At 55.2% G+C, this 13,544-nt stretch carries 10 protein-coding genes; 3 read left to right on the top strand and 7 right to left on the bottom strand.

What is annotated here, in order from left to right:
* Positions 1-244: 244 nt before the first annotated feature.
* A complete protein-coding gene (locus tag HG15A2_RS21440; RefSeq protein WP_145063168.1) occupies positions 245-1,045 on the bottom strand; it encodes a hypothetical protein in 801 nt (266 codons plus the stop codon).
* A 510-nt stretch (positions 1,046-1,555) separates the two neighbouring features.
* Here HG15A2_RS21440 and HG15A2_RS21435 point away from each other — a divergent pair.
* Positions 1,556-2,680 (top strand): DUF1207 domain-containing protein, encoded by a 1,125-nt coding sequence (locus HG15A2_RS21435; protein WP_218932158.1) that lies wholly within the window; start codon positions 1,556-1,558, stop codon positions 2,678-2,680.
* A gap of 181 nt (positions 2,681-2,861) precedes the next feature.
* Here the strand turns inward: HG15A2_RS21435 and HG15A2_RS21430 are convergent, their stop codons facing one another.
* A complete protein-coding gene (locus HG15A2_RS21430; RefSeq protein WP_145063164.1) occupies positions 2,862-5,390 on the bottom strand; it encodes a DUF1559 family PulG-like putative transporter in 2,529 nt (842 codons plus the stop codon).
* A gap of 363 nt (positions 5,391-5,753) precedes the next feature.
* Here HG15A2_RS21430 and HG15A2_RS21425 point away from each other — a divergent pair, with 363 nt between their 5' ends.
* A complete protein-coding gene (locus tag HG15A2_RS21425) occupies positions 5,754-6,428 on the top strand; it encodes a hypothetical protein (protein ID WP_145063162.1) in 675 nt (224 codons plus the stop codon).
* Positions 6,429-7,117: 689 nt separating this feature from the next.
* Here the strand turns inward: HG15A2_RS21425 and HG15A2_RS21420 are convergent.
* The 4 genes from HG15A2_RS21420 to HG15A2_RS21405 form a co-directional block, all read right to left on the bottom strand.
* Positions 7,118-7,351 (bottom strand): hypothetical protein, encoded by a 234-nt coding sequence (locus tag HG15A2_RS21420; RefSeq protein ID WP_145063160.1) that lies wholly within the window; start codon positions 7,349-7,351, stop codon positions 7,118-7,120.
* Positions 7,352-7,451: 100 nt separating this feature from the next.
* The gene (locus HG15A2_RS21415) at positions 7,452-7,748 is read right to left on the bottom strand and encodes a hypothetical protein (protein ID WP_145063158.1); all 297 of its coding nucleotides are present in this window, start codon (positions 7,746-7,748) and stop codon (positions 7,452-7,454) included.
* A gap of 609 nt (positions 7,749-8,357) precedes the next feature.
* On the bottom strand, positions 8,358-9,440 hold the full coding sequence (locus HG15A2_RS21410; protein WP_145063156.1) for a DUF1559 family PulG-like putative transporter: 1,083 nt from the start codon (positions 9,438-9,440) through the stop codon (positions 8,358-8,360).
* A gap of 82 nt (positions 9,441-9,522) precedes the next feature.
* Complete coding sequence (locus HG15A2_RS21405) at positions 9,523-10,827, bottom strand: hypothetical protein (RefSeq protein WP_145063154.1); 1,305 nt, start codon at positions 10,825-10,827, stop codon at positions 9,523-9,525.
* Between the two features lie 265 nt (positions 10,828-11,092).
* Here HG15A2_RS21405 and HG15A2_RS21400 point away from each other — a divergent pair, with 265 nt between their 5' ends.
* A complete protein-coding gene (locus HG15A2_RS21400; RefSeq protein ID WP_145063152.1) occupies positions 11,093-12,751 on the top strand; it encodes a choice-of-anchor I family protein in 1,659 nt (552 codons plus the stop codon).
* Positions 12,752-12,813: 62 nt separating this feature from the next.
* Here the strand turns inward: HG15A2_RS21400 and HG15A2_RS21395 are convergent, their stop codons facing one another.
* Positions 12,814-13,491 (bottom strand): ABC transporter ATP-binding protein, encoded by a 678-nt coding sequence (locus HG15A2_RS21395; protein WP_246117823.1) that lies wholly within the window; start codon positions 13,489-13,491, stop codon positions 12,814-12,816.
* Positions 13,492-13,544: the final 53 nt, after the last annotated feature.

Below are 13,544 nucleotides of genomic sequence, written 5' to 3'. Positions count from 1 at the left end.
AACCACAACCGGCCCCGGGCGCAAGCCCGGGGTTTTTTGTGCGAGATATTCCAGAGACAAATGTGTCCAACTGGACGGGCACTACCACTCCAGTAGCGGCGTCATTTTTTGGACCACAAAACTAACGAATCGCACGGATCGGTTTGCCCTTCTCATTCGTGGTATTCGAGCACTTCGTGTCTGGAAAAAACTCTCTGACCGAGGCATGGCTACCATCGTTGTTGTCGTCCCTATCAATTAATTCTCAGTGTCTCACAGTCCAGACCCGCGGCCCCTTGGCCTGATCGGTCTGCGGGGTGTCGTCCTTCGATTGCGGTGCAGACCGAGGCTCGGCGTCAGGCATGGCCGGTTCCTCGAGATCGGCTTCAGGATCCTCCGTGCGGAAACTATTGAGGTCGTCCTCATCCAGCAGGCTGTCCCTGGATTCTTCCTCGTCAGCAGGCGTCACCAAGTTATCGCTCTGGGGTTCCGCGTTCATCTCGCTCTTGCCCTTCTTAATCTCCTCAGTGAGGGTTGATTCTTCCTGTATCAGTGGCAAGGTCCGCTTCGTTGGGGGCGCAAACAGGACCGACTGCTGCTGTCCTGGTACGCGGGGATGTGCCTGCATCGGCATCCTTTGTGGCGCAAACTGCGGCTGCAGATGCATTGGCATTTGGGATTGTGCATGCTGCGGATTTCCCCGCTGCGGTAGTACCTGCTGCGGCGGTCCCTGTCGGAAGGCTCCATTGAGATTGTCCGGCGACCAGATGTCCGCTTCGGCTGGCATCGATTGAAAACCGGCGGTCACACCGCATGTGCCGGCCTTGCAGAAGGGGCCCTGCTTAGCAGGGATGAACTTCAGCCGCTGTACTTGGGGTGGTTGGTATCCGGGCGAGCGAATCATCGGCGCGTGATGGCCCGGGCCGTTACCGCAGCCAAAGTATTGAGCCGTAGAACTCGGCAGTCGCCACAGTCCCGTCCCCTTGGCAATTGCCCCAGAACTGAGACAACCGATGCTTAGCGTCACCACCACGAGGGCCAATTGAATTGAGCGTTTCTGGGACATGGTGCGGGCCGATCCTTCGGTGTGCAAACAAGTACATGCACTTTGGGTGGTTGTTGCACGTAGGTCAGTCTCTCCGAGACTTAAGCGGATAAATGCAAATCTCAGAGAGATTTGCCTACGTGCCTCAACACTTAGATCGAGTTTCCAACCTACTTCGCACCAACAACAACCACACCTAGTCGACGGATATTCACATGCTAGCAGCGTCCTCCTGCCGACCACCGCTGCAATCAATTTTATTGCCAGCAATCGTTACAGTTTGCCACGATTCACTAACTGGAATGGCAATTTAGGTTTCCCGTGAGAAGTGGCGAATCTCTCTTGATGCGTGGAAGGGCCTACGTCGATGAGAATGCTCGTATCGATAATTCCATTCAGCAATTCGGTCTCAGCATTTTAGTTCAGTACTCGCAGCTGACTGCCGCCAGAGCCAAACACAAAAACTTCGTTGCGTGGATTATCTCTCGTAAGCCCTCGGACACTCCTCCAAGTCTTCTCGATAGACCCGCTATGACAAGAAAACGATACTCTGCAATAGCTCTTACGCTCATCGTTCTCGTGGGTATTTGTGCTCCTCGGGAGTCCCAGGCGAAAGGCGTAGAGTTTTCCAGCAAAGACATTGTGCAAGGGTCGGCTATGAAGTTGGGTCCCGGCCCAGGTTCCCGCGCAAGGAGTCGCCCGAACGATGAGCTCTCTGATCAACTCTTGGCCGAGGAGCTCTTGGCAGAGCAAATCCCGCTTCAGGGAGAAATGCCATTTGACAACCTGGGCCACGAGGCAGAATTCACAAAACAAGTCCAGTACGAGCAAGCTCTTTGTGGCTGCCAGGGAACTGGCGGCAGCGATTGCACTGGACTAGGTTGCTGTTGCGGGCACGACTACGCTTGGCGGCTGCTACCGCAGGGCGTCATCTATCGCAGTTATTTGGCTGGTGCGAAAGAGTCCCGCTTTCGTTCCGTGTGGAACAACCAGAAGGCAGACGGAGATAATTGGGATATCTCCCTCGGCGGACGTGCCACGATTGTGCGCTACGGCACCAGCGGAAACGTTCGTCCGGAAGGCTTTGAACTAGGCATCGAGGGCGCCGGGCTCACGCGACTTGATCCCGACGAGGACCACGACGTAGCTGCTACCGACTACCGCTTTGGCATACCACTCACCTGGGGCGATTCGCACCAACAGTTCAAAGTAGCCTACTATCACCTCAGCTCGCACGTCGGCGATGAATTCATTCTCAAGAACCCCACCTTCGACCGTCTCAACTACAGTCGCGACGTGATCGTCATAGGCTATTCGGTGTACCCTCGTGAGAAGGTTCGCCTGTACGGTGAAGCGGGCTACGCATTCCGCGACGACGTGGCCGAGCCGTGGGAGTTCCAGTTCGGCATCGACTACGCCCCTGTGAGTGCCACCGGTTTCCGTGGAGCACCGTTTGCGGCCGTAAACGGTCACTTACGTGAAGAGGTCGACTTCGGCGGCAACTTCGTCGTCCAGGCCGGTTGGGCCTGGCGCCGCAGTCCGGCTAGCGGCATGTTCCGCCTGGGCATGGAGTACTACAACGGCAAGGACGACCAGTTCTCGTTCTTCGACAACAGCGTCCAGAAAACCGGCTTCGGTGTTTGGTACGACTACTAAGTGCAATACAAGCACGCAGCGCTAGCAAGTGGATACTAGCGTCATTCACTTGCTAGCGCTGCGTGCTTGTAATGTTTTGAGTGCCCTCTAGCCCCCAGCGCAAGCTGTGGGGATTGTGCGCTTGCAAACGTGTTGAATAACCCCACGGCTTGCGCCGGGGGCTAGGGTTATGAGTTCGCATTCATTGCGGTACGAGATCGATCATATCGATTTCAACATCAAACTCGACCGCCTCTGCATCCTCTACTTCCATTACTCGCTGCTGCGGATTCATGTTCATTTGATTGTGATCAATGATCTCGCCACCGTCTTTCGTGACCAGCGCCTTCATGGTTTCTTCATCAATACCGTTACTGATTCGCGATACATGGCCATCACAGAACACGCCGAGGAACATGCCGGTTTCAGTGAGCAGTCCGTCGAAAGGACTCTGCGGGTCAAACTTCAAGTCTCCTGGCTTCGACCACTCGACTGCCTTATCGATATTCGCTTGGACAACAAGCAGCGTATTGGAAGAGCCGTCGGTGATGCTCCTGAATTGCGCAGCCTCCTCACCATTCATGATCATACCCTCACCGGAAAACGAAAGAAAACGTGTCTTCCCAGCGGGAGCTTCGCCGCTAGGCGACTTGAAGATATCTGGCATCATCTCAAGAAGCGGCTTGTTGTGATCACTATCCCAAGCTTCGTCTAAGTGGAATCGGTCGTAAATGTTCTGGGCTTCCATATAGGGAAGGATCTTTACTCGCCAGCTGAGCAGCGCGTTCCCATCGTCATCGTAGATGTCCGTGGGAAACTCGCCGTGAGCCGACTCATAATTGAGTACCGCCAAAGCAAACTGTTTCAGTTGGTTTATCTCCGTAACCGTCTGAGCTGCCAACCGAGCTGACCCAACCGCCGGTACCACCAACGCTACGCCCATCGGCGCAATCGCCATCATGTTGCCGCTGCCGGGCAGCGAATGATGCGAGGTGAAGTGGAAACCGTCTCGCTTGTGCGTCCAAGTTGATACGCCCGGCTGTAGGTGCTTGGCGATCACTTCTACCGAGGGCAGGGCAGTCGTGTCGAAGTTAAGGCCCTCGCGGCGTGCTTGGCTGGCGATCGCCTGCACGCCCATTTGAACCCAAGGATAAACCGAGCGTACTAGTCGAGGCGTGTCTACGTAAAACACGACCGAAGGTGCGTCGCTCGCCGCTAGCGGTTCGCGTACGACTTCCACATCGGCAAGTGAGTCTTCCTCTTCACGCTCCAGTACGTCACGCACCGTCTGTGGCATCAGGCCAAACACCAGCCACTCGTCGCTCACGCACCATGCAGGAGAGAACGGGAACGCCTCACCGGTGACTTGCAGCGAGTAAATCGTGTGATCGCCGACCGTATTCTCCTGAATCGTGGCACCACCGCGGCGGCGTCCGTTCTGGAATTGTTGCTGCATTTGCTGTTGGGCGAGTGCCACGATCTTGTCGATCGCTTCACTCAAACGGGCTCGATCCTTCACCTTTACTGCCACTGCGGAGCCCAACCAGCTGCTCATTAGGTCGCCACCGGGCAGGTAGGCGATCCAAACATCGTCCAAGTTCTTGATTATGTCGTTCCGCAAGTTCACGCCCGTTTGACTTTCGACTTGCCACAGGCCTTGCTCGAATTGCTCTTTGGCTCGCGGTTCGAAATCACTCGCGATCCGTAGGGCAACGTCGATCACCTCGTCCACATCCACGCGCTTCGCAACGGCCAGTAGGGGGTTCTTGGGAATCGCCTGAAGATCGCGTTTGGAGAGAGGCTTGTATGGTATGAGACCTAAAAGCCCTTTCCGTTGACCGTCAGTCTTCACATGCATCATGGTCTTGCATGCCACCGCATCGTAGCCACTGCGGGTATGGATGGCCTCGATACTCATGAGTCCTAGTTTGTTAGCAGCGTCCCAGCCCTGCTCGTTTTCAACATAGGGACGCACCTTTTCTAGAACTCGTGCTACGTTGAAATACCCCACGGCAAGTTCACGTTCCAGGGGATGCTCGCTACGAAGTTCTTCGAGCCAGTCCGGCGTGTTGCCAGCTTCCATGCGCTCCAGCACGGTCTTCGCAGTTTCTTCGCCGATGGCGACGATAAAGTAGTCGCCCTTCCAGCCCATTCGCACGACAGGCGTACTAATGTCGCGTCCCAGGAAGGCCCGCTTCCACGCAACGCCTTCAAGTTGTTCTTCGCGGAAGGCCTTAGGCTCAAGCTGCAGGAGGTTGTTGATCGCTTTTTCAATCTCCTCTTTTTGCTCTCCAGCGTTGATGACAAAAGCGGCTGAACCATCGACGCCCTGTCCGCCTGGACCCTTATCGGTGACTTCCACATCTTCGATGTAGAACACAAAAGGTCTGAGCATTACGCCTTTGATCAACGGCGGCACGCTGCGAGCGAGAACTTGTTCTTCGCGGCCGCCACGTTGGGTGGCCATGCCGAGGGCGCTCATGATTTGCGTTTCGATTTCCTCAGCCAAACGTTGCACTTGGGGTTCTGCAAAAAGCTGCTCGGTCTCGTTCTCGCTATCCGGATTGGCGTCCGTCTGACCGGAGGAACTGCCGTACCAGAGGCACTCTTGTGGCGCGACTGCCGAGAGGGCCGGGTCGAGCGGCAACGGGGCCCCGCCCAGCGGCATTGCGCTTACGCCGCCGGCCAACATGATCCAAATCCAGGTCAGTCCTACTAATCCAGTTGCCATTGCGTTACTCCCAGAGTGAGGTTCTTGAGGTGGTTTGCTGAATGTGCAAAGTACGAGTAGATACTTCGCTCCAGCGCCGGTTTTCTTGCAGGCTTTTCTGCCTGAGTTGTGAATAGCACGTCTTGCGGCAAGCCGCTCGCCGAGTCGTAAGTATCGCGCTGCTCGGGATTAATGTCAATCAGCCGAATCCTTCCTGCACTCTTAGCTATCTCTTCACAGAAGCTTCACGCGGCCGTCAAGAACTCTTCACCTGCTCTTCACGAAGCACTCCTAAGCTTCGTGGCATCGCTGACTGGCGATTGGACGGGAACTACAGACTCCCAGTTCACCATGCTTTTTTCATCTATTGGAGAGACGAATCTAATGAAGAAGACAGTATCCGCGTTCTTCGCGAGCCTTGTCGTGCTTGTAGCTTGCCAGGCTCACGCCGCCATTGACCTACAAGTTACCGAACTTTGGGCGGGCAACGATCCCAATCCAGATCTCTCAGACGACTGGATTGAAGTCACCAACTATGGCGATATGACCTGGACCGCAGCCGTTGACGGTCCCCTCTTCTTTGATGACGACTCACAGGACCCCGTTGCGGCCGATCCCCTGCTAGGCATTGATTCCATTGCTCCCGGAGAATCCGTAGTTTATGTCAACGATCCAGTACTGTTTGGACTTGAATGGACTGATCTCTGGGATGACGTCTTAGCAGTGCTCCCACAAGTCGGCTACCACGACGGTAGCGGTCTTGGCGGTGGAGACGATGGAGCAACGTTGTTCCTGGACGCCAACATGAATGGTCCTGAAGCAGGTGAAATTATCGATTTCGCAGGCTACATCAATGCCGATGGCGCCCCTGGTCAATCGTTCGACCCAGTGCTTAATCGTTACAGTGTAGCTGGCCAGAATGGTGCTATTGCCACTGCTCCCAATACCAACGGACAACCAGCCGTTGGCTCACCCGGTTCGGTCCCCGTGCCAGAACCAACCGCTGCAGTGCTCGCGTCGCTGGCCCTTGCCGGCTCACTAGTTCGCCGCCGCAAGTAGGTAGCCTCTCTTGACTCCGTAGGGGAGTCATGAGGGTTTGCTTGAAACCTCAACATGCCTTGGGTGCTGCGACATGTCGCAGGCCCAAGGCATTTTTTACGCACTTTGTGCAGTGTGAATTACCCTCTGAAGACTAGCAAAAATAGTGAGGAGGGTCGCACAACGAATAGGATGCAACAACGCTACCTACGGTAGGTCTCGCCGCCTGCGGCTTAGCCGCGGAGTGTCGGAAACAGAACACTAAGACGAGCAAAGCCAACTAAAAAACGCCTCGGGTGTGCCAAGCACGTCCGAGGCGTTTTCGTTTGGTTGCTCGGGTACCGCCCAGAATGGTGTGATTTTGTTGTGCTCAGCAGCCAACGAGGTCCTCCTGGGTTGCTTAGCGAACTACCGTTCGCTGCTCAGGACAAAATGTCCTGTGTTAGTTGGCAGAACTGCCGTTTCTAGCGGGGGTTGTGCACTCCGCCGCTAGATAACGGTCGCTAATACGGGTCTCAATCGAGCCACAATCCGCCGCCTGCTAATTGCAGAACAAAACGCAAGGTGCGGGGGCAAAAAACGCAAGCACTCAGTCGTGACCTGCTGAAGTGAACCCTCAGACGGAAGGCTCAGGCAGTCAGGAGAAGAAGAACTTGACCACTCCCAGCAAGACGGCAAGCACCGCCACAACGATAAGCAAGGTGCGGAGGCTAAATCGCTAAGAATGGCCTTTTTGATTCGCACCGGCCGATGACGTAGCCCACGATGGGACCCCAGATTCCCAGAACCCATTTGCCGACGAGCCCAATGATACCGCCACCCAAGCCTGGAGGACCCGACAGACCTGCAGCAACGGCCACAATTTCGCCAACAAGAAATTCCAAAATGACCCACCAAACAACCAACGCCGCACCTCTGGCCCAGGCAAACTGGATGTAAAGCACGTCGGCGAGTGCAGATACGAGGCAACACAGTGCCTTTGACAACCAGTAGTAGTTGCTATCTGCAATTGAAGACCGGGATTTGGAATGACGTAATGGCCATTCAAAGTTGCGGGCGAGTTTGCTCTCGCTGATCTCTATGAATGAGCACGCCAACTGCCCCCCAGAATATCGCAAGTACCGCGACTCTAGCCACCACTTTCCATGCCTCAGTTTCCAGTTGAGCGTCGTGCCAACCGGCACGGATCAGCATAAGAACGAACCATGTGAAATAGACAATCAGCAGCCGCGAACTCTGGTTCCAAATGGCGACGGCTGCAGCGAGTCCAGCGATCTTCTTGAGCCAGTCGAAAGTATTGAAGATGGCGTTTCCGTCATCAGGCGACAATCGACTTCTCATGGATTCTAGGCACATCCAGCCGATAATTACAGCAAATCCCTTCATCGCAGACGAAGAGGACTTCGGTTCCGGCATTGGTATAGAACCAGGGATGAGGTGTGTGCGATGCTGCCACCCAACTTAGTTATTCGGGATTTCCCAATTGGGTGTACCTGGAAACACTCCAGGAGCGAATGTTGCCTATTGCAACGCCGGGTCTCTGGTATCTGCGAAAAGCTCGGAAGATGCAGGAAGATTACCAGCATTGGACTCCGAGAGCACCCGAATCTGGCAAAGTGCTAAGTTCAGCGGTGAGTCTGACCGCCGTAGGAAATGGACGCTGGAAGAACCCTCTCATTCGCCCCTCCCCTCCCCAAATCTGGGATACTGCCTGCTCGAGAACTGCCCAGGCTCCATGGTCTGACGTCCTTGATGGAAAACGATTGCTGGCAAGGCGGTCGAAAGCATTTCTCACTAAGGGCGAAATGTCCTGCGTTGGTTAGCCAAAATGCGTTCGTGACACAAGTGGCATCGACCTCAGTGAGAAAACAAGACCAGTCCTGGGCGGTCCCCTTCAATGATAGCTGACGCATTTCGGCTCGGGAGCTCTCCCTTAGTGTGGAACCGAAACTACAACGAATCCACATTCGCAAGCTCTTCGCCATCTCGACTACTTAGTGCGATGTAGACTTCGAAGGGAGTATCGTTACTCAGGAAGTGGACCGAGCCGTCGCACATTAGCACTTGCACACCCCCCGAGTGGTCGGAGAACAATTCCTCTTTGGCGAAATGGATTTTCTCCGGCGGGTTAATTGCCGAGGTCGTACCTTGGATAGAGGTTTCTGGCGAAACGTCGATGCCGCTGATGTTCTTTTCGCTCGCCCACGCGCCAGAAAGTTCTTTGGTTGGGGTCCTGTTGAGCTGATTCGCAGCCGTGAGCTCCTCCTCACAGCCCTTGCCGGACGACTCCATCACGATAAACGTATTGCTTAGACCGTCGGTAATCTGCCGAACAGAGACCACATCTGCAGAACACGATTTTTTGGGGTTGAGTATGCAATCGAATCCCCCATCATCGTGACCCGATTCAATATCTAGGAGGACACCACGAAACACTTCGAAGAACGAGTTGTCTGTCTTCACATACTCAACACCATTGACAGGATTCTTGATGTCCTCGCCGGGTCCTTTGTTGCCCATGTAATCCATGCAGGCGAGGCCGTCTCCGCCAGTGATTGCACCGATGCCAGAGATGCGATTGTCTTCACCTCGATACTTCTGCCGGCGACCTGTGCTTGGGCAAATATAGGCGGGAATCACCGTATTAACTGGCCCTGTGTAGTCTGGCATGTTGTTGGGCTGGTGTCTTAGGTCAACGGTAAAGTCAATCCGGTCGTAGAGTGTCTGCTGTTCCATGTAGGGTAAGTGCCAAACTGGCCAAGCCAGAGCAGCGTTCTCTTTGAGTCCAGCCGGCTTGAACTGTCCAGGCGGGAAGTGCTTATTGGTCGATTCGAAGTTTAACAGTCCCAGGCCTATCTGCTTGAGGTTATTAGTGCATTGCGAGCGCCGGGCTGCCTCACGTGCTGCCTGCACGGCGGGTAGCAGCAGGCCGACCAAGACTCCAATGATCGCGATCACTACCAATAGCTCTACGAGCGTGAAACCTATGCAATTCTTTTTCTTGGAGTGGTTCGCGAAAAAACTAGTTCTCATCGATAGCTTCCTTCCGATGGAAAAGCGGGATACTTGATGTGGAAAACTCAGCAAAGCAGTGCGTGGGTGGCAGTGCTGGTTGTCAGATTGTCTGTCGGATACGGCTCATCCCCACAAACGCGCTTCCTATCAAGGTGAGCAGGAGGGCTGCAGGCTCGGGGACAGCGGCTAAGCTGCTTGTGGAACTGGCTGCTGAGGAAGGTGGTGTGTAGGTTTCGCCGTAATGGCTCGCCCACACGGCGAGGTCTTGGGTATCAACGATCCGGTCAAAGATGCCTTCGGCATTCGGTGTGTCGCCGTGCTGGCGGGTGGCGTCGTTGGCCTCGCCATCTTCAGATGTCAGTTCGAAGCCAAAGCCGCGTTGCCAAGCCAGAAAGTCTCCACCATCGACATCGTTATCAAAGGTGCCCGATGCGGAGTCGTACTCGAAGTCGCCATCGAGGATGAACAGGTTGGGAGCCCCCAACGTGTTGGCAAGCTGCATGCCGTAAGGAACCCCCTGCGTGGTTTCGACAAAATTATCAACCCCAAGCGGCGGATCGTGGAAAGTTCCGGACTGCCGAAAGTCGGGGCTACCGGCCGATCCGGTGTTTGAGTCAGCAGTTAGGTTCGTGGCGTGCCAGTCGGCCGCAGTGGATCCGGTGCTATTTCCCCAGCGACCGATATATTCAATTTCGTAGTCGGTGTCGATGAACACGGCTCCTGGCTCGACGTTGCCTCCCTCCTCAGGTACCCCATGGCTAAAGTTGATTGGGGCATAGAGGCGTCCATCAATCTCGCTGACTTCTGAGTTGATTCCAATCGAGTCCAGGGTTGTCCACTCTGCTGGGAACGTGTCATCGCTCATGCCATCGTCGCCAACGTCAAGGTCTTGCCCCAGCAGGGGAGCAGTACCTGTGCCAATGTCGATGAGCATGGCTGTAAATCCGCTGTTTTCAATAACGCCGGTTCCCTCGATGTCGGAGTGGCCGATGGTACTCGTAGGGCCCGAGCCAAAGGTGAGACCGGAGCCAGTATTGACGAGTACGGTGGTCCCGGCAGGTTCCATACCACCGTAGAAATTGTCACTCGCTGCTTGACGTAGCGTGAGAAAGCCGTTGGTTCCTAGCGAGCGAGTAGTCAGGTCAAAAATGTTTTCAATCACACCCGCGTTCGCGGTCTCGCTACTTTCGTTCTCCAGAAAAATAAGATATTGGCCAGCCAGTGATTCACTAGGAGTACCGCGTAGCTCGATATATTCGAAAACCTTTTCGCCAGTCGAACCCGGCGGATCGAAGTAAATCTCGTTGATGTAGACCTGAGCATCTGCTGTCGAAGTAAAAAGATATCCCAGCACAATAAGAGCACTGCTGAGTAATAGTCTTGAGGGGTGACCTAGCGACTTCATTGAGTCTCTCCAGAGGAAAAAATAATTCGTGCAACAGGGTTCCGCGCGGCCGCTCTACTGCGATCGCGCTTGTCACTCATGCAAACCAAGGCGGTAGCCTAGATGGCAATTGCGAGATTTCTGTTAAGAGAAGAATAAGAATCTGTTTAGTTGAAACTGGGGGATTTGCAGGCAGATTGCTCTCCAAGTCTTCACTAAAAATTCACATAGCACAGCTCTAGTTGTTCGTATTCGGAAGCGTTCACCTCCACCAAGTCACCTGTCCATGCCAAGTGCTATGTGCAAGCCACTGATTTATTTCGCCCTGGCAGTTGCCGCGGTTGTGTCGGCCAATGGTGGCGCTGCGGCCTTTGACGCCAACGTTCTGTGGAGAGTCAAGCCCCCCGTCCAAACGGTTGAAATTGCCGCGCTCGATACCACTTCAAGCGCCTTGTTTGTCACTACCGAGCGCGGAATTCTTTCGGTGCGACTCGCTGATGGCGTCGCCTCGCGCCGGTTGCTGAGTTTACCCGACGGTTTTCACGCTACGAGCGTTGCCGCTAGTGACGGGCGGGTAGCCATCGCACTCGCGTCGATCAACAAACGGCAACCGGGGCGGATCGATTTACATAACGCAAGTTCACTGAAACCACTTATTACGTTTCCCGCCGGGCATCATCCCGACATGGTTTGTTTTTCTCCTGACGGTCGATTTCTCGTCGTGGCAAACGAAGGAGAGCCTACCGACGATTATGAATTTGACGGCACAGGAAGTGTTACGGTCGTTGACTTGGTCAAGGGGTTCGCACAGGCAGAGGTCTCGCAATGCAGCTTTGAAGAATTCGATATCCAATCGGTAGAGTTGCGCTCACAAGGCGTGCGGCTATTTGGCCCTAGCAAGACCCACCACGACGGTCGAGCAACGGTCGCCGAAGACCTCGAACCGGAATACATTGCTTGCTCGCAGGATGGCCGGCGTGCCTGGGTCACGTTGCAAGAAAACAATGCCATCGCAGAAGTCGATCTTCTCTTGGCCCGGGTCACAAATATCCACGCTCTTGGCAAGAAGGACTTCCGGCACGTGCCGGGGGCCCATTCATTGGCAGTGGGTACGCCCTCGGCTACAACCGTCTCTTATTCAAATGTCGGATACTCGACGACCGGGCTCGACGCGAGCGATCAAGACGACCATCTACAGGCACAGCTTTGGCCGGTGAAGGCTAGTTTCGAGCCCGATGCGATCGCTCACTTTTCCGAGGATGGCATTGACTATCTCGTGACCGCCAACGAAGGCGACCCGCGGGACTATATTAACTATCGCGAGGCAGCCGCCGCGGCAGATTTGCCTGGCTGTCTGCTCGCAGGGACAGGTCGCTGCTGGGACCATCGTGCGCCAGCCCGGCATCTACTGCAACCCAATCAACTCGGCCGCTTGCAGGTGAGCATCGAAGAGTGCGATCCCGATCACGATGGCGACATTGATGAGCTGCATGCTTTCGGGACACGTAGTTTTTCTGTGTGGCGTGCCTCTGGCAATAAGCTGGAGCTCGTCTTCGATAGTGGCAGCGATTTCGAGCGGTTACTTTCCTTGTGGGCTAAGCAGGAGACCAAGCCGGCTAGCTATCTTGACAGCCGCAGCCACGTGCGCGGTCCAGAGCCAGAAGGCGTCGTGCTCGGACAGATCGCTGGTCGGAGATACGCCTTCATTGGCTTAGAGCGAGCCAGCGGCATCATGGTTTACGATCTCACAGAGCCAACCGCAGCCAAGTACTGCTGCTACATTCCGCCGGCCGAGGAAGCCGGTATCATCGATGCGTCGCCCGAAGGGTTAGTTTTCGTGCCCGAGAGCGAAAGCCCCACCAAGCAGCCCTTGTTGGTTGTGTGCAATGAGTACAGCGGAACCATCACGGCGTATGAATTGAACACATCAGTGGCAAGCCACTAGGTTCCGTTCCTCGCCATTTCGCCGCGGCACTTGTGCCGCGATCTAGGATCTCGAAATCCAGCTCAAGCAACTTCTTCCAAGACGCCTAAGTCGAGCTGGCAACGCCGTTGCATCTTCGCCGCTAAACTTTGGCTGTGCGTGACAACAACCAGCATCTTCTGCCGTTCGCCTTGCAGTTCAAGCAGCAGTTCCGCAATCGCATCTGCCGTGGATTGATCGAGGCTGCCGGTCGGCTCGTCGGCCAGCAGCAACGGTGGATCGCGTACTAATGCCCGGGCAAGTGCGACGCGCTGGCGTTCGCCGCCGGAGAGCTCAGCCGGTCGATGAGTGAGTCGCTCGGCGAGTCCCACTCGCTCGAGCAGGCTTTTGGCGGTTTCCACATCCTGTGCATTGGCTGTGCGAGTTGCTAAGAATGGAATCAGCACATTTTCCAGCACGGTGCACTGCGGAAGCAGGTGATGTTCCTGGAAGACGAAGCCGACTTGGTCCGCTCGGTAGGCGGCTAATTCTTTCTCGTTGAGCGAAAGTGGATCGACGCCGTCTACCTGCAATATACCCGAAGTGGGCAAGTCCAAAGAGCCCAGGATTGCCAGCAGCGTGCTCTTACCCGAACCGCTGGGTCCCACGATGGCCACGTTCTGCCCTGCTTCCAGCGAGAGCGAAACATCGCGCAAGATTTCCAACGGCTCGCTCGAAGTCGGGTAGCTCTTTTTCAGATGTTCTGCGATCAGTCCGCTCACAGCTGTATTGTGATCGGTAACGCGGGAAGCGCCTATGAGCTACTTCTATCTGA

Source organism: Adhaeretor mobilis, from assembly GCF_007741515.1.
Classification (GTDB): domain Bacteria; phylum Planctomycetota; class Planctomycetia; order Pirellulales; family Lacipirellulaceae; genus Adhaeretor; species Adhaeretor mobilis.
This window is presented reverse-complemented; position numbering and strand designations above follow the sequence as displayed.

What these genes read in the sequence shown, in the direction of transcription:
- HG15A2_RS21440 (WP_145063168.1), bottom strand. Translation starts at nt 1,045, where the DNA reads ATGTCCCAGAAACGCTCAATTCAATTGGCCCTCGTGGTGGTGACGCTA.
- HG15A2_RS21435 (WP_218932158.1), top strand. Translation starts at nt 1,556, where the DNA reads ATGACAAGAAAACGATACTCTGCAATAGCTCTTACGCTCATCGTTCTC.
- HG15A2_RS21430 (WP_145063164.1), bottom strand. Translation starts at nt 5,390, where the DNA reads ATGGCAACTGGATTAGTAGGACTGACCTGGATTTGGATCATGTTGGCC.
- HG15A2_RS21425 (WP_145063162.1), top strand. Translation starts at nt 5,754, where the DNA reads ATGAAGAAGACAGTATCCGCGTTCTTCGCGAGCCTTGTCGTGCTTGTA.
- HG15A2_RS21415 (WP_145063158.1), bottom strand. Translation starts at nt 7,748, where the DNA reads ATGAGAAGTCGATTGTCGCCTGATGACGGAAACGCCATCTTCAATACT.
- HG15A2_RS21410 (WP_145063156.1), bottom strand. Translation starts at nt 9,440, where the DNA reads ATGAGAACTAGTTTTTTCGCGAACCACTCCAAGAAAAAGAATTGCATA.
- HG15A2_RS21405 (WP_145063154.1), bottom strand. Translation starts at nt 10,827, where the DNA reads ATGAAGTCGCTAGGTCACCCCTCAAGACTATTACTCAGCAGTGCTCTT.
- HG15A2_RS21400 (WP_145063152.1), top strand. Translation starts at nt 11,093, where the DNA reads ATGCCAAGTGCTATGTGCAAGCCACTGATTTATTTCGCCCTGGCAGTT.